The following is a 21,504-nucleotide window of genomic DNA, read 5'->3' as shown; positions in this document are numbered from 1 at the left end:
GAGATTCGAATCAAATAGCCGGGTCGCTAGTACGAGGACCTTTAATGTCTGAACTCCGGACTGAATCGTAATCAAGTATGGTGGCTGTCGAGAGTGTTTGCGGTATCACCACAAGGATTGTGGGTGATGGTTCAACGACAAGCATAATATTAATGCTCGCGCACGCGGAAATGAGCCCAGTAAGCTGTTATTCGTGTTCTACTTGTTACTCTGATTTGGCACGAGTATCTGCCAGTTAGAAGCTGGAATCGATGCTTCGTACAAACGCTGCAGCGGAGCGTTGAGCGGTTTGCCAGAACACTTGACGCATCTCGAACTAATCATGTTAACCTGGTTGTGGTCAATGAGTTCCTCTGCGTTGGTAAGGCAGATTGCGAGTATAACTAATCGTTGGGTTCATATGTTCTTTCGAAACGTCGACGAAGGATTATGACGAAGACAAACCACCGCTGTTCATCCACGTCGAGCGAGGCAGCGATCGGTGACACATTGTTCCCTCAAAACCTGCTGGCAAATCAACCGTGCGGCTCTTCGTCGACAGCTACGGGGTGAAGTCGCTGACGGTCTACCCCGAAGATTTCGTACTTACGATCTACTAAGAGAAAACACAGACCATCTGAAAGAAGCAGTTAGTTACGTGGAAGGCAAATGCGTCGACGGAACCGTACACGTGAATACATACGAGAGTCGTATCGAGGGGTTTGAGAAATAAACTTACAGCTAGTCTTTGACTTTCCACTTTCACCGTAGAATCCTACGCAAGCCTGGCTAAGAATATCTGAAAGGTTATGTTTGGGTTGTTCTCCCACTCAGTATCAGTACCCTTCACAAGAGTGTTGTTTCACAAGCAAGGAATAAAAAGATGCTAATATGGCTTCTGAGATGGAAAACATAATTGTTTGAGTAATTTAAAAATCATAGACATTAATCACAAACCATTCTGATAGAAATATTGGTGGTGTTTATAATGAGAAAGTATTTATAATCAAGGAAATTAATAATTTCTATAAAATGGATAATGAGAAGTCTCAACCCCTCGGTCAATCGGTCGCCCGATTTCACTTGATCCCCGTTTTAAAGACAATTTTATATTCAATTACTATTCCTAATGGGTTAATTGTTGGTGTTGTGGGCTTTTCATACATACTGGGTATGCTTGGTATCCAGATTTTCGACCTATTTGCAGAAGGTGTCGCTGCTGGATTTCTTATGTTGTGGGTAGCCCTATTGATAGGTGGTCTCTGTGGATCGGCTGCCGCTGGATGGATCACTGCAAAGCGATACGGAACTACGACTCCGCTTCTGCTAATTGTCCCCTTTGGATTGGTTGCATTTCCACTCTATTTTTTTCGACCGTGGGAGGGGATCCCACCGCTGGGAAGTATTGCGGTCACGCTAATCGTGCCGCTCTTCATTGGTACTGTCGGAGCAATCGCAGGAGTCCTCATTAGTGCTGCAATGAAGTAAGAATCTTTTTCGTTCGCTCTCCTGTAGGAGATTGTTGATACTGTTCCGCTAGTCGTTATATCATCCACCTCCAAGTAGAACATACCTTCCAGTCGTATTGTGGTTGGTGAGCAATGGTGTCACCTATATATCGATTCTTTGACCATTCTCGATGGGGGGATCTAGGATAGTCCTTGGTCTGGTATCAAGCCCGAGGTGGCGATTCCAACGATACTGTTTGTCGGGGGCAATATAACAGAAATACCCTGTCCAACAATACCATCTATATCGTGTTACAATAGCAACACACTAAATCACACACCACGCTGCCCAACCAACTTACGGACGTTCTCACAGCGATAGACAGTCACGAGTAGTTATGGGCCCATCCGTGGTCGACGCCTACCACATGAGCAACTCGAGTTCGACGACTACGATGACGATCACGCGCCGTGGCGCTATCGGCACGCTTGCGGTCGGCCTGGCGGGACTGGCCGGCTGTATGAGCAGCGGCGACACGGACGAGCCGTCGGGCAACGGGTCCGACGACGGCGACTCGAACGGTCACGACGGTAACGGCGAGGCCGACAGCGAGGAGGGCTTCGAACGCGAGATTCCCGACCGTGACATCGAGGCGGACTGGGACGAGGCCGCTGCCTTCCGGACCTGGCTCACCGACGCGGACCCGTTCAACGGCGGCAATCGCCGCTTCGACTACACCGAGGAGTTCCCCGAGGGAACCGACTTCGAGAGCGTCTTCCCCGAGTACTTCGAGGTCTCAGCAGACGTCGTCGACGCACACCTGCTTCAGTCGCTCACGCAGGTCTTTTTCGGCTCGTTCGACCGAGACGCCATCGTCGCGGGCGTCGAGGACGACGACGAGTACGAGTTCGTCGACGAGTACGAAGGGTTCGCGGTCATCGACGCGCCGATTCCGAACACGTCGGGCCGGCGGGACATCGCCGTCAGCGAGTCGGCCATCGTCATCGGCCCGGACTACGAGGAGCGGATTGACGCCCACCACGGCAGCCACGACCGTCTGGAAGATATCGACCAGGAGTTTACCCACCTCTTCCGACAGTTCCCCCACGAGACGACTGTCACCGGCGAGTACAACGCACCCGAAGAGAGCGACGTCTCGCTCGACGAGATTTACATCTGGGGCGTCTCGAGTGCGTCGCCGATGGCGGACACGATGACCTGGGTGTTCATCCTCGAGGAGGGGGTCGAGCCGACCGACGACATCGTGGCCGAACTCGAGGGAATTTCGGACGATGTCCACGATACCGAGGTCGAGGGGCGCACGGTGACGATTACCGGCGGTGCGCCGAACGTGTCGCCCGGGCCTGACGAGTAGGTACTCGAATTGGCGAGACGTGTTCAGAGGGCCCGTATGAGTGCGGCGAAAAGGCGGTGTTCTGGTATACTCGATTCACAGATTTCGGACTTCGGACTTCAGCCGTCAGCCGTCAGTTCTGCCCGTTCAGCGTGATGTAATCGACACCGATGATCCGGTCGTCCTCGTTGAGCTCGTCCTTGGCCGCGTCGGGCACCTGGCTGTCGACGTTGTACACCGTCAGTGCCTCTCCACCGTGGGCCTCGCGGGCGTTGAACATGCCGGCGATGTTGACGCCGTGTTTGCCCATCACGGTTCCGATGAGGCCGATGACGCCCGGTTCGTCCGTGTTGCGCGTGACGACCATCTTTCCGTGCGGGATCGCGTCCACGCGGTAGCCGTCGACGCGAACGATGCGTGGGTCGTCGCCCGCGAAGAGCGTTCCGTCGACGGTGATCGACTCGTCGTCGTTGCTGACTGTCACCGAAATCAGGCTCTGGAAGTCCTCGGCCTGGCGGGTCTTCGACTCCGTCACGTCGACGCCGCGGTCTTCGGCGATCTGTGGCGCGTTGACCGCGTTGACCTGCCACTCCAGCGGTTCGAAGACGCCCTTCAGTGCAGAGGCCGTGACGAACTCGATGTCCTCGTCCGCGATGTCGCCCTCGTAAGTAACTTCGATGTCCTCGATGCGGTCATCGAGGAGTTGTGCGGCGACCTTGCCGCCAGTTTCGGCGATATCGATGTACGGCTCGAGACGCGGGAAGGCGCTCTCGTCGATCGAGGGCGCGTTGAGCGCGTTCGCGACCGGCTCCGCAGCGAGTGCGGCGTTGACCTGCTCGGCCGTCGAGGTTGCGACGTTCTCCTGGGCTGCCTCGGTCGAGGCACCGAGATGGGGCGTGACGATGACGTCGTCGTGTTCGAGCAGCGGCGACTCCGGTGAGAGGGGTTCCTCCGCGAAGACGTCGAGCGCTGCGCCGGCGACGGTGCCGTCCTCGACTTTGGTGGCGAGGGCATCCTCCTGAATGATGCCGCCACGGCCGACGTTGACGACGTAGCCACCTTCCAGCAGGTCGAGTTCGTCGGGGCCGATCATCCCCTCGGTTTCGGGGGTTAGCGGCGTGTGGATAGTGAGGAAGTCGGCGCGGGCAAGGCAGTCCTCGAAGTCGACGAGTTCGGCACCGAGACGGTCGGCGCGCTCCTCGGAGATGTAGGGGTCGAACGCGACGATGTCCATGCCGAGCGAGTCGAGCTTTTTCGCGACCTCCTGGCCGACACGGCCGAGGCCGACGACGCCGAGCGTCTTGCTGTCGAGTTCGGCACCGAGATACTCGCTTTTAGCCCACTCGCCGTCCTTCAGGCGGATGTGGGCCTGCGGAATCGAGCGCGCGGCGGCGAACGTCATCGCGACGGTGTGCTCTGCTGCGGCGCGGACGTTTCCTTCTGGCGCGTTGGCGACGATGACGCCGTTGTCGGTCGCGGCCTCGATGTCGATGTTATCGACGCCGATCCCGGCGCGGCCGACGATGACCAGGTCCTCGGCGGCTTCGAGCACATCTTCGGTGACTTCCGTTCCGGAGCGGACGATGAGCCCGTTGGCGGTAGACACCGCTTCGAGGAGATCCTCGCCCTCGAGTTCGTAGCCCGTTTCGACGTCGTGGCCGGCGTCTCTGAGTACGTCAAGACCCGCGTCTGCGATGGGGTCCGTGACGAGCACGTTCATGCGCGAGACAATCGCGCGCAGCAGGTAAACCCTTCCGTTGTCGCCACGGGTGGCAAAAACTACCGTGTCGCTGCCGGCTGTCGATTATGCTGTCTGTTGACCGGGTAAATCGATGCCTGGTCGGCGCTGTGACACGTCCCAGTGTCAAACCTGCCGTGAACCTGAACTGGTTTATCCGGTCGCCCACAATCGCCGACCGATGACAGTCGTCGCTTTCGACTTCGACGGGACCCTTTCGGACTCCGAGATGACGGTACTGCTCGGCGAGCGCTGTAACGCCGCCGACGAGATGGCAGCAATCACGGAACGCGCGATGAACGACGAGATCGGCTACGCCGAGAGCCTCCGCGAGCGAGCAGCCCTCCTCGACGGCTTACCAGAAGCCGACGCGACCGCCGCCTACGAGCAGGTCGAACTACGACCGGGCGCGGCGGACCTGATCGAGACGCTCAACGAGGCCGGAATCACGACCGCCATCCTGACCGGCGGCTTCGAACGCGGCGTCGCAGCGGCACTCGAGCGCGAGGGCGTCACCGTCGACCACATCGTGTCGAATCGCCTCCCGCTGGCAAACGGCGAACTCACCGGCGATGTCAACGGCCCACTAATCGAGGGCACCAAAGACGACGCACTCGAGTCGCTCGCCAACGACGTCGGTGCCGAGCTCGAGGACACCGTCGCAATCGGTGATGGCGCAAACGACCTGCCGATGCTCAAGGTCGCCGGCCTCGCGGTCGGTTTCGAGCCGAAACCGGCTGTTGAACCACACTGTGACGTCGTCGTCTCCTCGATGGCCGAAGCGCGCGAGGTACTCGAGTCCAACGCCGTACTCGAGTAATCGACGCAGCGTGGTCACCTCTGATTGTCCGTTTTCGGAGTGACGCTGCGGTGGATTTCCATCCTTTACTTTCACTCCGCATGGCTGACGTATATCGTGTCCTGTGCCGTATTGATGGGTACAGAACGGATGCCTGAAGTCACGAAGACGCTCGAGTTGCGCCTCGTCGACCCCAATGCTCACAAGGAGCGCAAGCTCTGTGAGACTCGTGAGGCATATCAGCAGGCACTTCAGGCAGCCTTCGACGCCGACTGCACCACCCAGTCAGCCACAAACGACATTGTTGTCGAGTACGACCTTTCCGGCTACGCTAAAAACGCCCTCAAGCAGTACGTCCCGCAACTCTGTGGCGGCAGCTACGATACCGACGAACTTCACGACGACCATCCGGTGAAGTTTACCAACGAAGGTGTTCAACTCGACCACAAGCCACAGAACGCCCTCGAGTGGTACGTCAAAATCCCTCATCACGACGATTACCACCTCTGGATCCCGGCACACGCCAATCCAGACCAGCGGGATTGGCTGGAAGCAGTGTATGCTGGTGATGTCGAGATGGGTGAAAGTCGGCTCCTCGAGCGGGATGGGACGTGGTATCTCCACATCACCGCCACCCGCGACGTAGAGGAACAATCTGCGACGTCTGCCAACGAGCGGACCCCGCCAGACTCGTCTGGCGAGCCCTGTCTCGCTGGGCTCGACAGGACGCCGATCGGCGTCGACATCGGAGAAGCGAGTCTCGTCACGGTGTGTCACCGCGATGAGAGTGGCTCTCCGGTTCGCCCCAAACTGTGGGCCAACGACGGCAAAACCGTCCGGAGGCTCCGCAAAACCTACTTCACCGCCAAGCGACGGCTTCAGAGACGTGGCAGTGAGCGAACCACGGAGTCCTACGGCGAATCGCTGTGGAACCGGATTGACCACGTGGTCCACCGGGTAACTCGCGAGGTCGTTGAATACGCCGAGTCCGTCGAGAACCCGGTGCTGGTACTGGAAGACCTGACGTACATCCGTGAGAACATGGACTACGGCGCGTACATGAACCGGCGGTTACATGGATGGGGCTTTGCGAAGCTCCACGCACAGATTCGGTACAAAGCCGCCGAGAAGGGGATTCCCGTCGAGACGGTGAATCCCCGGAACACGTCGAAAGAATGCCACGCCTGTGGTAAGGTCGGCTCTCGCCCACGACAGGCGACGTTCCGCTGTTCGAACGACGACTGTTGGGTCACAGAATACCAGGCTGACGTGAACGGGGCGATGAATATCGCAGACCGCTACCGTAGTGGAGAGAGCCACCGCCAAAGCGACCGGACTTCCCGGCAGAAGGCTGGTGACGATGACTCGGCTACGGATGGGGCCTCATTGACCGGGCCACAAGACAGCCATGCCGATGCTGAACCCCAGCAGGTGACGCATGGAACGAATGCGTCTTGAAACCAACAGGCTACTTCGCTCGGCCTGAAATCCCATGGTGGGATTCCCGCGACTTTAGGCGCGGGAGGAGGTCAATGATTGTGGGTGACGACGGTCTTGGTTCCCCGACTATCCGCTGTAATTGCCTATTTCCTGACCGAGAGAGTTTTAACTCACAATCGAGTAATCGAATTTGATGATGTGGCAAGACTTCGTGTTCATGATCGGTAGCGGCCTCTCCGTGGTCTTTCTCGGGCCAACGCTGGCGAACGCCAGCGCTCGTATACCGCTCGGAACGAGTATCCCTTCGATGACGATCGGCTACGTCTATACGATCACTTTCCTGACGCTTGGAATGACACTTTCGGCACTCGGGACGTTTACGGCCGGGACGATGTGGGCGCTGATTGCCATGTTCCGCTCCCCGCCGGCGCGACGATTCATGCGCGCGACGGGGCTCGACCTGCTGGGTAGCGACCTTCGACGATGGCTGGCGCGCCGGCGACCGGGTCACAACGTTGTTGATCAGTACGTTCGATTCGATGGCGGACAGGACGACCCGTCCTCGCGGCAGGGGCATGTGAACACGGCCGACTGACGCGTTGCACTCCGCTGTTTGGACTTCGTTGTTGCACCCCGTCTTACCTGGAAAACGTTACTTGGAAAACAGACTCGTATGAACGGGTGCGAACGACTCTGATTCCCCCGTCGGTTTCTCTCCATCCGTCGTGTCCGTAATCGTCCGGCCGGACAGTCCCTCCTCGAGTACGGTCGCCAGCGGCGGGCCGACCTTCTCCGGTTCGACGAGGAACGCGTCGTGGCCGTGGTCGGATTCGACGACGTGGTGAGAAACGTCGACGCCGGCCTCGCGGCAGGCCTCGGCGACCGCTTCGGATTGTTCGACGGTGAAGTGCCAGTCGCCGGTGAACGAGAGAAGGAGGAGTTCGCCCTCGAAGGCCGCGAGTGCGGCCGCGTCGGATTCGTATCCGGTCGAGAGGTCGTAGTCGTCCATCGCGCGCGTGAGATACAGGTAGCTATTCGCGTCGAAGCGGTCGGTGAACTTCTCGGCCTGGTAGTCGAGGTATGATTCGACCTCGCGATAGGGGAAAAACGACGCTGCGGGGTCCGGTGATTCCTCGCGGACCGTTTCGCGGCCCGCCGAACGCCGGCCGAACTTCTGGGCCATCGAGGCCTTCGAGAGGTACATGATGTGACCGATCTGGCGAGCGCGCGCGAGGCCGTCCTCGGGTACCGGTCCACCGTAGTAGTGGCCGCCGTTCCAGTTCGGGTCGCTCGTGATCGCCCTGCGTGCGACCGTATCCAGCGCGAGACACTGCGCGTCGAGTCTCGCGGCCGTGGCGACGGCCGCCGCGCGTTCGACGTCGTCAGGGTAGCGCGAGAGCCAGTCGAGGACGTTCATCCCGCCGACGCTGCCGCCGATGAGTGTATGGAGCCGCCCGACGCCGAGTTCGTCGAGCAGCCGACGCTGTGTGCGCGTCCAGTCGCCGATCGTGACCGGCGGGAAGTCGGTGCCGTAGGGCTCGCCCGTCTCGGGATTCGTACTCGAGGGACCCGTCGTCCCGTAACAGGAACCAGGAACGTTCGCACAGACGACGTAGTACTCGGTGGTGTCGACTGCCTTCCCGGGACCGACGACGTCGCCCCACCAGGCGCGGGCCTGCCCCGCAGTGTCGTCGCCAGCGCCCGGGCGGCGCGCGACGTGTGCGCTGCCGGTCAGCGCGTGACAGACGAGGACAGCGTTATCACCGGTGAACTCGCCGTACGTTTCGTAGGCCACTTCGAGTTCGGGAATCGACTCGCCGCACTCGAAGGTGAACTCGCCGAGCGATTGGACGTCAGTCGTCGTCATGTTCGTCCGTCGCCCTCCATTGTCGTCCGTGTCGCGGTTTCAATCGCCTGCTCCAGATCGGCCAGAATGTCCGCGGGATCCTCGATGCCGACCGACATGCGGACCAGATCCGGCGTGACGCCGGCCTCCTCTTGCTCCTCGGGGGTGAGTTGGCCGTGGGTCGTGCTCGCGGGGTGGATTACCAGCGTCTTCGCGTCGCCGATGTTCGCCAGGAACTGGGCGACTTCCACGCTCTCACAGAACGTTTTTCCGCCCGCATAGCCGGTTTCGAGGCCGAACGCGACCATCCCGCTGTAGTCGTTCAGGTAGCGCGCGGCGTTGTCGTGCGTCGGATGCGACTCGAGTCCCGGCTGTGTGACCCAGGCCACGTCCTCGTGGTCGGCCAGATACTCCGCGACGATGGCCGCGTTCTCGCAGTGCTTGTCCATCCGTAGCGGGAGGGACTCGAGTCCCTGTAGTGTCTGCCAGGCGTCGAACGGTGACTGCTGGTTGCCGAGGGTGCGCAGCGAGCGGAACCTGGCCGCGGCGGCGAACGGTGTCTCGGGGAAGTCCCGCGAGAAGTCGACGTCGTGGTAGGCGTGGTTCTGGCCCGCGATTTCGTCGTAGCCGTGCTCTCCCCACGGGAACGTGCCGCCGTCGACGAGCACGCCGCCGACGGTCGTCCCTGAGCCGTGGAGCCACTTCGTCGTCGACTCCCAGACCACGTCGGCCCCGTGCTCGAGTGGCCGACAGAGCGCCGGCGTCGCGAACGTGTTGTCGACCACCAGCGGCACGCCGTTCTCGTGGGCGATCTCGGCCACGCGCTCGAAATCCGGCGTGACGAGCGAGGGGTTGCCGATCGTCTCGATGTGGACGAAAGCAGTGTCCTCGTCGATGGCTTCCTCGTAGGCATCGTACTCGAGTGTCGGCACGAATTTCGGTTCGATGTCGCGGCGGGTCGCGGTCTTCGAAAAGTAGGCCGTCGTCCCGCCGTAGGTGTCGGTCGAGCAGACGACGTTGTCGCCCGCTTCGGCGAGAATCAGGGTAGCCGAGTCGAGTGCGGCCATACCGCTGCCCGTCGCGACCGCTCCTGCGCCGTTCTCGAGGGAGGCGAGTCGGTCCTCGAGCATCTCGACGGTGGGGTTGCTGATTCGAGAGTAGATGTAACCGTCGTCCGCCAGCGCGTAGCGCTCGGCGGCGGTCTCGGCGTCGGGGAAGGTGTAGGATGTCGTCTGGTAGATCGGCGGGGCGCGCGCACCAGTGGCCGGATCGGCTCGCTGGCCGGCGTGAACGCTCCGCGTGCCGAATTCCGCCGTCCCGAACTCGGCGTCGGTCCCGTCGCTCGCGTCGTCGCTCATGTTCAGTATGCATATAACTCCAGCCTCATATGCGCCTCAGTAACGGCAAAAACCGCTGTCTGTGGCTAGTGATAACACTCCGGAGTTAAAACGTGGGCTGAATCGGATTATCTGGTGTGGCCGTCTGTAGTCGTATTAATAACTATCTGTAAAACCAACGCTAATAACCAATTCAGTCTAACACAGATAAGATATTAAAACTTTGATGTATTCGATAACCAGAGAAACATCCACGCTGCCACCCCCTGAATGGCTATTAGACCGTACACAGTCACTTCTTGCACCCTTGATAATATAGGAACATGCATGTCAGTAGTAGTAACAAAGAGGAAGAAAAAGCTTCCCGCCACCATAACCCAACCACAAATTTCATACTTATCTGAGCCTCTTGCATACTCTCTCCTTATAATCAAAAATAGAAATATAAATAAAATGGTGTACAACAAGATCAGTGGACTCATCATGGTGTTCTATATATTTCTCCGTATTAGATATTTGAGTTTCCCATAACTATATGGGTATAAATGTGGCTCTATAGCTCACCTAGCAGACAGGTAGGTCTTCGTTATAAAAGGTTTCGTCAACAACTAGTGCCTCATCTGTCCAGGTCGCAAAATCCGAGTAACTGAAATCATCGTGTTCCTCGAAAAACCATTCTTCGACATCTGCTTGAACGACAGGCCCCAAATCAGAAAAGCAATGCATCGAGGAAACCTTGTATATAACAGTCGCAATTGCGCAGACAGCACACGACGTACGTGTAACATCTAGAATACAAGTCGAACATGGCACGGAAGTTGGAATCGCACCCGCGACAGCTAGGGCGACACAATCCCATTTTGCGTCTGGAGCTATTTGGACGTCTACTTCGACACATTCACTACTGCCACCACCGGGAGGGAACGTGTAATCGTCCGCTCCTAATTCGTTCTCCCTATGGAAATCCCTCTCTGTTTGGATAATATCACCGGCCTCGGATTTTATCACTTTTACTTTGTCCCACCCAAAGAGGCCACTAGCTGTCGGTTTGTCCGTTTTTTGAACGTGGTGGATAACTGTATGGTGCGAAAGGTCTAAACCCATTGTATCGTTACCAATCCAAATGAATACTAACTCCTCCTCTTTCTCCACTTGTTGGCTAGACGACTCCGCCTCGACAACGATGTAGTCGTAATACCCTGTTTCCGTTTGGCTGGTTATACGTTTAGTTGTTGCACTGTCCCACGGTATACGCCATCCGTTTTCATTTGCATGATCAATGAGGGCGCGTAAGTCCGAATCCGATTGAGCCTGTTTGATTAGAGACGCTGTAGCGTCCTCACTGTGATCTCGTGCTGCAATGTTGTTTTCTTTGGCCGTACTACTACCTGAAATTGCACCTACAGTACCGATACCAACCGATCCGCTTCCAATTGCTTGGAGTAACTTTCTTCTTTCCATACATTATATTACTCACTACATATATTAAAAGTTACAGTATACGCTTAAACTAATTATTTACCATTAGAATTCCCATCTAATATAATGGGGTTCTTCCTATTGAAATCTCTTCTACTTATGATGTGCTTTCATCCCGCCCATTCAATGCACTATATTTAACCAAATCTCTGTAAAAAACGCTCTTCATTGGTCAAATGGAACGGTCTTTGAATAGCCCCTCGTTCATCTACATTTATTTTTACGTATGATGTTGATGTCCGGGTCACCAAATAGACTTCAATACTCCCCTGTAAGTGATATTTAAGAAATCACTGGCTAACGGTATTAGTCCTGTTGACGTGTCTGGCGGGCTTCCCTGGCGGTGGCAAACGACGCATCTAATGGCGAGCGCACGGACGGCGACGAGACGGACGCCTTCATATTCTCCTGGTTCGAACCACCGGTCGTGCACTCGAGTGATCGTGACCGGCTCGTGCTCGCGGCGGTCGTCTTTTCCGTGCTCTTCTCGCAACTGCTGCTCTACCCGGGTATCGCGACCCTGGTCGACGTGCTGGGTGCTGATGCGGCGAGTTCGCCCGTTGCGTCGACGACGCTCGATGCGAGCATGTGGTTCCTCGTGAGCGAGTTCGCCGCCTACGTCGTCTTCGTCGGTATCTGGGGTGCAATCAGTGATATTACTGGCCGTCGAACGCCGTTCATCGTCCTGAGTGCGGTGGCCGGCGCGGCCAGTTACGCCGCGCTGGCGGTTGTCCCTTCGCTCGGCAGCATTCCGTTCGAGGGTGTCCTCCTGTTGCGCGTCCTGCAGGGTGCGATGACGATCGGCGCGCTCTCGCTGACGATGACGATGCTGATGGATCTCGAGGGCGGCCACGGGCGCAATATGGGCGCGGCCGGCATCGCTATCGGACTCGGGGCCGCAACGGGCGCGCCGATCGGCGGCCAACTGACCGAACTCGATCCGGTTGCGCCACTGCTGGCTGCGGCTACTTTGCTCGTCTGTGTTGGGCTCCTGGTCTCTCGGCTCGAGGACCGAACGCCGGCGTCTCGTCGCACCGCCCGCGCGCTGATCGAGGGAGTGCGCCAGCGGCCCACGCTGTCACTTCCTTATGCCTTCGGGTTCGTCGATCGAATGACGGCGGGCTTCTTCGCACTCGTTGGAACCCTGTACTTCCAAGAGACGTTCAACCTCGGTCCCGGCGCGACGGGACTGTTGCTCGCGTGTTTCTTTGCGCCGTTTGCCCTCCTGCAGTACCCACTCGGATCGCTTTCCGACCGAATTGGCCGGACGATCCCGGTCGTGGTCGGCTCCGCCTGTTACGGTTTCGGTATCCTCGGCGTTGGGATTGCCCCGTCTGTCGGCACCGCTGCGATGGCGATGGTCGTCGTGGGCATTCTCGGCGCGCTCGTCTCACCTGCGACGATGGCGCTCGTCACGGACCTCGCCGACGAACGCGAACGCGGGACTGCGATGGCCGGCTTCAACGTCGCTGGGAGCCTTGGCTTCCTCGGTGGCTTCCTCATCGGCGGCTCTGTCGCCGGTTCCTACGGCTACGACCTCGCGTTCCTCGTCGTTGGCGGACTCGAGATCATCATTGCACTCATCACGATCCCGATCTTCTTGCGACTGTCACTCGAGACCGGAACGAAATCACCGCAGGCCGACCAGTAGCGCAACTCACCTCGTTGCTCGTCCTGTCACTTGCTGCCGTCAACACGTCCGCTTGAGGATGTCTGATATCGTTTTTTGCTTCTTACTCTCGAGTAACATGGTTTTTCTACACAGTATAGCGCTTCTACCGATCAGTTCCTCTATGGTATGAAATCGCATGACTGGACGGCGGTAGAGGAGGGCCATTTTTATGCACTGATCTCTAATACAATGTTGATGAGTCGAGACAACCCTCTCTCCCGACGTACAGCACTGAAGCTCACGGGTGCGGCGGCCGCAACCGCACTCGTCGCAGGATGTAGCGACGACGACACTGACGACGAGAACGGCGCCGCAAACGGCGACGAGAACGGCGACGACATCGATGTCGAAGCGTGGGAAGACGTCGACACGATCGAACTCGACGGCCTGACCGCCGGCTGGGAAGGCGTCGCCCCTGACATGATCGCCGACGAGCAGAACCCAACGATCGTCCTCTTCGAGGGCCAGGAGTACGACTTCACCTGGTACAACCAGGACAGCGGAACCCACAACATCGTCATCTGGGACGAGAACGAAGAGGTCGTCGAGGACTACCAGACCGACGAGGTCAACGACGACGAGCAGACGCTCTCCGGCGTCGTCGCCACCGAAGAGATGGCCTACTACCGCTGTGACCCACACAACCAGATGCAGGGCGAGATTCAGGTCGAACCGCCGCTCGACGACGAATAACGCCACTCGCGGTTCTTTCATTTGACTTCTTTCGTGTGCGCTCGCTCGTGAGTGGCATCATTGGGTATCCACATCCACCGTCCATTGCTCATCGTCCGCCAACTGCCCACTGATCATCCACTCCCCATCCCCGTCCAAACCCTCTTTCTCTACTCACACCGCCAGTGACTGCCCGCAACCCATCAGTGATTGGCTCCCAACCACCCATCATCGCCGACGTATCACACTGCGTATCTGTTTGTCGGATTTCGGAGACTACCACGGTTCTTCATCACTGTTCACTGTTACCATGTAACTCCGAATTCGGCATCCTCAGGCGCTGACGATGTATAATCAGAATACAGAAGTACCCCCAGGCCATTTTCTCTAGAAATGATTTCACACAGAGACATCCTGCTCTTTGTCGCCCTCGCGCTCGTCTGGGGGACCGCCTTCAGCGCGATCGAGGTCGGACTCGCGACGATTCCGCCGATCCTCTTTGCGGCGCTTCGCTTCGACATCGCCGCGCTGGTCTTCGTCGGCCTCGTCGCGATCCGGGAACTCGAGTGGCGACCACGGACCCGGACTGACTGGTACGCGATCGCCGTCGCCGGCGGCCTGCTCGTTGGTGGCCACTTCGCGTTCCTCTTTCTGGGACAGTCGTACGTCTCGAGTGCGGTTGCTGCGATCGTCTTGAGTCTGACACCGATCGTGACGCCGCCGCTCGCACTTGCACTCCTGCCGAACCAGCGTATCCGCGCCCCCGCAGTGCTCGGACTGCTCGTCGGATTGGCGGGTATCGTCGTCATCGCGGTTCCCGGCGGTTCGCTCGACGGGCAGATCCTCGGCGTCGCACTGCTGTTCGTCGCGGCGACGCTGTTCGCGCTCGGTTCGGTGCTCATCGAGGGAATCGACGAGTCGCTGCCGATCATCTCCCTGCAGGCGTGGGCAATGGTCGTCGGTGCTGCCGTCTTGCACGCTCTGAGTGTTGCCCACCCTGCTGAGGGGCTTTCCTCGGCGTCGCTGACGCTCCCTTCGGCGAGCGCGCTCCTCTACCTCGGCGTGGCGTCGACGGCTGGTGGCTTTCTCATCTACTTCGTCCTTCTCGAGCGCGTGGGGGCGGCCGAACTCAGCCTGGTCAACTACGCGACGCCGGTCGTCGCTGCCGTCTTTGGCTGGGCGCTGCTCGGCGAGTCGATTACCGCACTGACGATCCTCGGCTTTGCGCTGATCATCGTCGGCTTCGCACTCTGCAAACTCGACGCGCTCTGGCAGATTGGTGGCCCGATCGTGGGCTACGGCCCGCGGCGGCCGACGTTCACGGACGGTAGCGTCGTCGTCTCCGGAAACTCCTATCTGAGTGACCGCGATATCGGTATCGATATCGCCGCTGACGACGCTGTAGCTGACTCTTCGGCGACCGCCCAGACGACGCCGAACGCACACGGCACGAACACGACTGGTGGCTCTGCGTCGGCGTCTCCACACGGCGACTAGGTATTCCCCTCCGTTGACTCGAGGTTCGATCGATCAGGTACTGTGGCTCACTCAGCGACTACCCCTTCGTTTCGACTGCGCCATCCAAAACTACCATACCCTCTCGCCACCCAGTAGGCGGTACTCAGGTGGCTTCCGTGACCGAAAAACGCGAATACAGAGACGACTATCCCGAGCAGACGCTGTACATCCCCGGCCCGACTGAGGTGCGCGACGACGTTATCGAGGCCATGTGCGAGCCGATGTTCGGCCACCGCATGGACCGGATGACCGACCTCTACACGACCATCGTCGAGGACACGAAGGAGTTCCTCGGCACCGACAACGACGTCATCATCCTCACCGGCTCCGGCACCGAGTTCATGGAGAGCTCGATCCTCAACCTCGTCGACGACAACGTCCTCGTCACGACCTGTGGCAGCTTCAGTGAACGCCAAGCCAACGTCGCCGAGCGGGTGGGCAAGACCGTGGACACACTCGAGTACGACTGGGGCCAGGCGGTCAAGCCCGAGGACGTCCGCGAGGCACTCGAGGAGAGCGACCGCGAGTACGACGCGGTCACGTGCGTGATGAACGAGTCCTCGACCGGTGTCCGAAACCCGGTCGAGGAGATCGGCGACGTGGTCGCGGAGTATCCGGACACGTCCTTCATTGTGGACGCGGTCTCCTCGCTAGGTGGCGATTTCGTCGACATCGACGAGCACAACATCGACGTCATCTTCACGTCGGTTCAGAAGGCGTTCGCCATGCCGCCGGGACTCGGTGTCTGCGTCGTCAGCGACGACGCCTACGAGCGCGAACTCGAGTCCGACTCCGCGTCGTGGTACGGTGGCTTCCAGCGCTCGCTCGACTACTACGACCGGAAGGGCCAGACCCACTCCACGCCGGCGATTCCGATCATGCTCGCCTACCGGCAGCAGATGAAGCACATGCTCCAGGAGGGTCACGATTCGCGCGACCAGCGCCATCGGGAGATGGCCGAGTACACGCGCGAGTGGGCGCGCGAACACTTCGATATGTTCCCCGAGGAGGGCTACGAGTCCCAGACGGTGAGCTGTATCGAGAACACGCAGGGAATCGATGTCGCGGAAACCATCGACGCCGTCAGCGAGGAGTACGACTTCGTCTTCTCGGACGGGTACGGCTCCGCACTCGGTGAGAAGACGTTCCGCATCGGCCACATGGGTGAACACGATGTCGAGAGTATTCGGGCGCTGACCGATGCGATCGAAGACGTTGCAGATCTGTAGCTACCGGGCTGGAACCCAGCACGACAGCTGTTTCTGACTCGTCTTGCGCTTTCTGTGTTCTGTTCGTTTCTCGCTCGCTTCGTGTTGCCCAGTCGTGACTGTCGTCACCGCTGGGACTCACAGCGGCATCATCTTCGTTCGAATGTATAATCGTTCGGTAATGCAGACAACAATTGCCATGGTATTGGTTACAATGGTCTATGGGGTCTATAACGGTCGTTTACTACACTGTTGCATGGTAACACATCTCTATTCCTACCAGGAAAGTGAAATATTATATACGGGGAGGACGTAGGTTGATTTGAGAACACCCGTCCCCCGTTCGGGGTGACGACTGATTCACCATGCCACAGCAAACACACACCCACCCACGCGGTACCGAACCACAACCACCGAACGTCGCAAGCTCCCTCGTCGGCAGCGTTACACTCCTGTTCGGTATGTTCGCGCTGCTCGTCGCAGCCAGCTACCCAGTCTACGCGGCAACCGCCGCCATCACGGTCACGCTCGCAGTCGTCGTGCTCCGACGCGCCCTGCCCGCACTCGGTCGCCGTCTTCGCGGCTACATGACCGAACTCGACGTCCCCGGCTTCGGCACTGTCGAAATCCGCGTCAACTCCCAGTAATCGATTTTTCGCGTCTCGGTGTCCGCACAGGGACAGTAGACCTGTAGTCACAACAGGCCCATACCCACAGCACACTCGGTACTCGAGTGGCGAGTTCTAACGCTGCCGACAGGAAAAAGCGAGTGTCGTCTCGTTCGCGCACAACTACCCGAACAGCCGTCCGAGCCGTTCGACGATTGCCCCGACCAGGTCAGTGACCCACTCGAACGCCGACGAGACGCCGTCGCGGAGCGTCCCGACAGCCCCGCTCTCGATTTGACTCTGATCCTCGCTGCGCTCGGATCCACCCGTCGCTCGCTCGTCGCCCACCGCTTCGCGGGCGTCGACGAGGCCCGCTCCTTCTGCGCAGGTGTCGAGCACCGTTTCCGCCGTCTCGGTGAGAATCGACCGGACTGCATCGTTGGTGCCCGGTTCTGGCCCTGACCCCGACCCCGACCCCGACCCCGTCCCCGACTCCTCGCGCGTCTCCCAGCACAGCGCCGCAACGCCAGCGACGAACGGCGCTGCGACGCTCGTTCCGCTGGCCTCGGCGTAGCGATTGTCGACGGTACTCGAGCGGATGTCGGTGCCCGGTGCGAGCAGGTCGACACCCTCACCGACGCTGCTGTAGGCGGCGAGTGTGTCATCCTCGTCCATCGCGGTGACGGCGACGACGTCGTCGTGTGTTGCCGGGTAGGTCATCGTCTCCTCGGTACAGGAGCTGCGTCCGTTGTTGCCTTCGTTGCCGGCTGCCGACAGGAGCAGGTGGCCCGCCGAGTGGGCGGTTTCGATCGCCTCTGCGACCGCCTCGCTCTCGCTCTCGCCGCCGAGGCTCATCGAGATGATCTCTACGTCGTTCTCCATACACCAGTCGATGCCCGCGATCAGATCGCTGTAGCGGCCGTCGCCATCGTCATCGAGCACCTTCACGGCGTAGAGGTTCGCGTTTGGTGCCGTCCCCACCACGCCGCGGCCGTTATCAACCGCACCGGCGACGCCGGCGACGTGCGTGCCGTGGCCGTGGCGGTCCTCGTAGTCGTCTGGGAGCCCCGAGCCGGTGACGTTCTGCCCGCCCGCGACCGAGAGGCTACAGTGGTCGGTCTGGATGCCGGTATCGAGAATCCCGATATCGACGCCCGACCCGTTCGGTTCGACCTCGCTCGCGCCGATGCGCTCGAGTCCCCACGAGGCCTGTTGATCGGGATGGGTCTCACAGTCCGATCGGTCCGGCGGCAACAACGACTCGAGTAGCGACGGTGACCAGTCGTCGGGAATCCCGGTTTCGTCGTCCTCCTCGACGGTTGCGACGCCGGTAGCGGCGAGCAACTCGTCCAGCCGGTTTGCGGGGACCTCTGCGAGCACGAACTCGAAGTTGTCGTACTCGCGAAGCGTCGTGCCGCCGACGGAGTCAACGACGTCGAGTAGTTCGCCGAGCAGTCCGTTTTGCGGGTGGACGAACACCCGTCGGCTGTCCGAAGAGGGTGACCCTGCAGACGACTGCGACGCCGCTGCCGTCCCCGAAGACGTGACGAGACTGACGGAGACGGCCGCGCCGGCACCCTGCAGGAGCTGGCGACGAGTGAGAGTCATGCGGACTGAAAGGTAAACCCGCCAGATAAGCTTTCTGTGGTGTCCCCCGCGTATTAGGTCCCTGTCACGTCGGCGCAATCGCTCTCTCCAACGCTAACTCTACCACCACCCCCAACGAGCCGAAGAAAACTGTCGCTTTGCGTCGTTACTGAATGTGCCCTTCGCGACGCAGTTGGTCTGCATCGCTCTTCTCGTAGCGCCAGGTGATATCTGCCTTCTCGTCCTGCCAGTCCCACGGCTCGACGAGGACCACGTCGTCTTCGCGGATCCAGATGCGCTTTTGCATCTTGCCGGGAATGCGCGCAGTGCGCTCTTTCCCGTCTGCACAGCGTACTGTCACCCGATTCGCTCCGAGCATGTTCGTGACGGTCGCGAAGACCTCATCCTCCTCAGGCATTCGGAGGTTCTTCCGACCACCCTCGCCGTCGTCGCTCATGGACCCCGGTTCGAGTTCGAACGGTTTAACCCTTTATCGATTCCCTGGGGCGATCACACCCCGTGCTGGCGGCGAGTGGCCCGCGAACCACGGCGTTTATTTCGGTTGACTGAGCATGCACGACTATGCTGAAGCACCTCGGACCTCTCGGAATCGTCGGCATCTTGATTCTCGTTGCCGGTATCGGTATCGTCGCGTACGTGAGCCCTATCGTCGCCGTCGGTATCGCCCTCGTTCTCGCCGGTCTCGGCCTCGTCGTCAAAGCGCTCGTCTCGAGTGTCCTCCAGCAGTTCGGTATGTTCTAGATCTCGTTCTGCGTGCCGTCTCAGTGCTGTTCAGACCTCGTTGTCTCCAGCCCGATGCTCGCTGATCAGCTGATCGACCATCGCTGCCTTCTGATCGCGTCGCCGCTCCCGGGCGCGGTCGTGCCAGTCGTCGATCACCGCCTCCACGTCCTCTTCCCGTGCGACGGCGAGTTCGTCCACCTCCTGCATCGCCACGTCTCCGGCGGGTCCGACGGGAATCTCGTGCTCGAAGAGCAGTTCGTCGGCAACTTCCGAGAGTCCGCCGTCCTTCAGAATCACTCGTGGCTCGAACCCCGCGAGTAACTCCGCCGTCGAGCGCCCCGCACCGCTCGCGTCGCGTACGTAGACCACGTCCCCCTCCGCGATTCCGTACTGGTCGTCGGCCTCGCGGATCGCCCCCTTCGTGAACTTCTCGACGACCTTGACCGGCACCAGCCCCTCTTTCTTCGCGGAAACGTCGCTGAAGTTCGAGTGATCCAGCTTCCAGAGCGCCTTCATCCGCGCAACTTTATCCTCTAACTCCTCGACGCGCTCGCGGGCCTCGTCGCGCTCGTACTCGAGTCGCTCCGCCGTGCGACGGTGGCGGGTCACCTCACGGTCCTGTCGCACCTCCTTGCGCTCCTGACGACGGGCCGACTCGAGTTCCCGTTCCAGGTCGTCGATGCGGTCGTCGCGCTCTTCGACCCGTCCCTCGAGCGTTGTGACGTGTGACTGGAGTCGTTCGACCTGTCGTTCCAGATCCTTGATCCGCTGTTCCTCCTCGCTGAGTTCGCGCGGTTCGTGCTCGGTCGGCTCCTCCTCGTCGCCGTCGTCGTCGGTAAGATCTCTGAGGACAGCTTCGACGCTCTCCTCGCCGGCGACGACGCGGGCGGTGACCTCGCCGCGGTCGATTCCCGGCGGGAGTTTCGCGGCGATGCGTTCGAACTGGTCCTCGTGGGCGTCGACGGCGTACAGCGCGGCCGCCATTGCGTCGCGCTGGTGGTCGTCGTCGTAGGGGTGGTCGCGTGTCCGGTGTTGTTTTTCGTCGATCGGCAGGTCCGTTTCCGGAACCCAGCCCGCCGCATCGAAGCTCCGGCGGAACTTTTCGACCGTTTCGGGCATCGGCGTCACGTCCGCGGCGACGATGATCGGCCTGCCGCGTTCGACGATCCACTCGATCACGTCGGCAGTGTCGCTGGTTCGTGAACTCCAGACGTCGAGCACGTCGCCCTCGAGAGAGACGATGGCGACGGCAGTGGTCGTCCCCGGGTCGATCCCGACGACGACGTGATCTCGGCGCTTTGCGAGCGGGCGGAACTCGATCCCGTCGCGTCGCTCGCGCTCGATTTCGACGCGCACGTCACCCGAGCGATTGCGGGAGACGGGGATATCCTGCGGGCGCGCCTCGACGGTGAACACCGCGTTGGCGTAGCCGCCGTAGGCTTCCCGGATCTCGGTGTCGTACTCGAGGTTTTCCTCCTCGAGTTCGGACTCGACCTCGCGAGCGCGTTTCTTCACCGAGCCGTGGATGCGCCGGGTGTAGCGGTCCTCGCTCCAGCCGCCGCTGCCGGTAGAGCGGCCCCGAGAGACCTTGACGGTCGTGGTGTCGGTAAAGGCGGAGACCTCGTGGCCGACGTTGTGGGCGGCGAGGCGGGCGGCAGCCTCGGCTTCCTGCATCGGTTCCTTGCCGTATGGAATTCCGTGGCGTTTCGCGACTCGAGAGAGTGGCTCGGGCTGTTCGGCACCCGTTACCTGCACCAGTTTCGTTCCTGTCGGGAGCGAGCCAAGCAGGTGGATGAGCTGGTCTTTGTCGGCGGCCAGCTCGTACATGTTGTCCGTCGCGACGATCGCCGGCTCCTCGTCGTCGATCAGCCGTCTGAGTTTTCGGTGTGAGACGACGTCCCGCGAGACCGTCTCGCCGTCGAACTCGACCAGCGCGTACGACGGTGCGTCACCGCGCACGTCACCGCTCTGGACGTCGACCCCGAAGACGACTGCATCGAGCGCACTCGTTCGCGTACTCACGAACGAGGGTAGGGGCGTAGCGAGTATAAATCCGGCGCGGGTGTGAGTCCGT

The 21,504-nt window shown here is 60.0% G+C and carries 18 protein-coding genes; 11 read left to right on the top strand and 7 right to left on the bottom strand.

Annotated features, from left to right (window positions below; genetic code table 11):
- Positions 1-1,011 precede the first annotated feature (1,011 nt).
- Positions 1,012-1,467: a hypothetical protein gene (locus tag NMAG_RS09065; RefSeq protein ID WP_012996593.1), complete on the top strand. Its 456-nt coding sequence runs from the start codon at positions 1,012-1,014 to the stop codon at positions 1,465-1,467.
- 358 nt (positions 1,468-1,825) lie between these two features.
- Positions 1,826-2,803 carry a hypothetical protein gene (locus NMAG_RS09060; RefSeq protein ID WP_004267556.1) on the top strand — a complete coding sequence of 326 codons (978 nt, stop codon included), beginning with the start codon at positions 1,826-1,828 and terminating at the stop codon, positions 2,801-2,803.
- Positions 2,804-2,915: 112 nt separating this feature from the next.
- On the opposite strand, the gene serA is transcribed toward NMAG_RS09060, so the two are convergent.
- Positions 2,916-4,502 (bottom strand): phosphoglycerate dehydrogenase, encoded by a 1,587-nt coding sequence (serA, locus tag NMAG_RS09055; protein WP_004267557.1) that lies wholly within the window; start codon positions 4,500-4,502, stop codon positions 2,916-2,918.
- A 199-nt stretch (positions 4,503-4,701) separates the two neighbouring features.
- Between serA and serB the strand changes: the two genes are divergently transcribed.
- The 3 genes from serB (at position 4,702) to NMAG_RS09040 (ending at position 7,354) form a co-directional block, all read left to right on the top strand.
- Positions 4,702-5,340, top strand: a complete 639-nt coding sequence (gene serB / locus NMAG_RS09050; protein WP_004267558.1) for a phosphoserine phosphatase SerB — start codon at positions 4,702-4,704, stop codon at positions 5,338-5,340.
- A gap of 129 nt (positions 5,341-5,469) precedes the next feature.
- Positions 5,470-6,777, top strand: a complete 1,308-nt coding sequence (locus tag NMAG_RS09045) for an RNA-guided endonuclease TnpB family protein (protein WP_049939281.1) — start codon at positions 5,470-5,472, stop codon at positions 6,775-6,777.
- A gap of 175 nt (positions 6,778-6,952) precedes the next feature.
- Positions 6,953-7,354, top strand: coding sequence for a hypothetical protein (locus NMAG_RS09040; protein ID WP_004267559.1), 402 nt, complete (start codon positions 6,953-6,955; stop codon positions 7,352-7,354).
- Positions 7,355-7,411: 57 nt separating this feature from the next.
- Here the strand turns inward: NMAG_RS09040 and metX are convergent, their stop codons facing one another.
- From metX to NMAG_RS09020, 3 genes are all read right to left on the bottom strand, one after another.
- Positions 7,412-8,626, bottom strand: coding sequence for a homoserine O-acetyltransferase MetX (metX, locus tag NMAG_RS09035; RefSeq protein WP_004267560.1), 1,215 nt, complete (start codon positions 8,624-8,626; stop codon positions 7,412-7,414).
- Positions 8,623-9,963: an O-acetylhomoserine aminocarboxypropyltransferase/cysteine synthase family protein gene (locus NMAG_RS09030; RefSeq protein WP_004267561.1), complete on the bottom strand. Its 1,341-nt coding sequence runs from the start codon at positions 9,961-9,963 to the stop codon at positions 8,623-8,625. The genes metX and NMAG_RS09030 overlap by 4 nt, the downstream gene beginning before the upstream one ends.
- Before the next feature lie 543 nt (positions 9,964-10,506).
- Entirely contained in the window at positions 10,507-11,403 is an 897-nt protein-coding gene (locus NMAG_RS09020) for a hypothetical protein (RefSeq protein ID WP_012996591.1), read from the bottom strand.
- A gap of 445 nt (positions 11,404-11,848) precedes the next feature.
- Here NMAG_RS09020 and NMAG_RS09015 point away from each other — a divergent pair, with 445 nt between their 5' ends.
- The 5 genes from NMAG_RS09015 to NMAG_RS08995 all read left to right on the top strand — a co-directional run bounded on the left by NMAG_RS09015 (position 11,849) and on the right by NMAG_RS08995 (position 17,138).
- Positions 11,849-13,072, top strand: coding sequence for an MFS transporter (locus NMAG_RS09015; RefSeq protein WP_191219376.1), 1,224 nt, complete (start codon positions 11,849-11,851; stop codon positions 13,070-13,072).
- Positions 13,073-13,288: 216 nt separating this feature from the next.
- Positions 13,289-13,786, top strand: a complete 498-nt coding sequence (locus tag NMAG_RS09010; protein WP_004267565.1) for a cupredoxin domain-containing protein — start codon at positions 13,289-13,291, stop codon at positions 13,784-13,786.
- A gap of 372 nt (positions 13,787-14,158) precedes the next feature.
- Positions 14,159-15,262 (top strand): DMT family transporter, encoded by a 1,104-nt coding sequence (locus tag NMAG_RS09005; RefSeq protein ID WP_004267566.1) that lies wholly within the window; start codon positions 14,159-14,161, stop codon positions 15,260-15,262.
- A gap of 137 nt (positions 15,263-15,399) precedes the next feature.
- Positions 15,400-16,512, top strand: coding sequence for a pyridoxal-phosphate-dependent aminotransferase family protein (locus tag NMAG_RS09000; RefSeq protein ID WP_004267567.1), 1,113 nt, complete (start codon positions 15,400-15,402; stop codon positions 16,510-16,512).
- 344 nt (positions 16,513-16,856) lie between these two features.
- Entirely contained in the window at positions 16,857-17,138 is a 282-nt protein-coding gene (locus tag NMAG_RS08995; protein WP_004267568.1) for a hypothetical protein, read from the top strand.
- Positions 17,139-17,282: 144 nt separating this feature from the next.
- On the opposite strand, the gene NMAG_RS08990 is transcribed toward NMAG_RS08995, so the two are convergent.
- Positions 17,283-18,707 (bottom strand): S8 family peptidase, encoded by a 1,425-nt coding sequence (locus NMAG_RS08990; RefSeq protein WP_012996588.1) that lies wholly within the window; start codon positions 18,705-18,707, stop codon positions 17,283-17,285.
- A 145-nt stretch (positions 18,708-18,852) separates the two neighbouring features.
- On the bottom strand, positions 18,853-19,143 hold the full coding sequence (gene eif1A / locus NMAG_RS08985) for a translation initiation factor eIF-1A (protein ID WP_004267570.1): 291 nt from the start codon (positions 19,141-19,143) through the stop codon (positions 18,853-18,855).
- Positions 19,144-19,268: 125 nt separating this feature from the next.
- Between eif1A and NMAG_RS08980 the strand changes: the two genes are divergently transcribed.
- Positions 19,269-19,448 (top strand): DUF7470 family protein, encoded by a 180-nt coding sequence (locus tag NMAG_RS08980; RefSeq protein WP_004267571.1) that lies wholly within the window; start codon positions 19,269-19,271, stop codon positions 19,446-19,448.
- Between the two features lie 30 nt (positions 19,449-19,478).
- On the opposite strand, the gene NMAG_RS08975 is transcribed toward NMAG_RS08980, so the two are convergent.
- Entirely contained in the window at positions 19,479-21,452 is a 1,974-nt protein-coding gene (locus NMAG_RS08975; protein ID WP_004267572.1) for a DUF460 domain-containing protein, read from the bottom strand.
- Positions 21,453-21,504: the final 52 nt, after the last annotated feature.

The organism is Natrialba magadii ATCC 43099 (assembly GCF_000025625.1).
GTDB lineage: Archaea > Halobacteriota > Halobacteria > Halobacteriales > Natrialbaceae > Natrialba > Natrialba magadii.
Note: the sequence above shows the minus strand (reverse complement) of the source record. Positions and strands in the feature narration are given on the sequence as shown.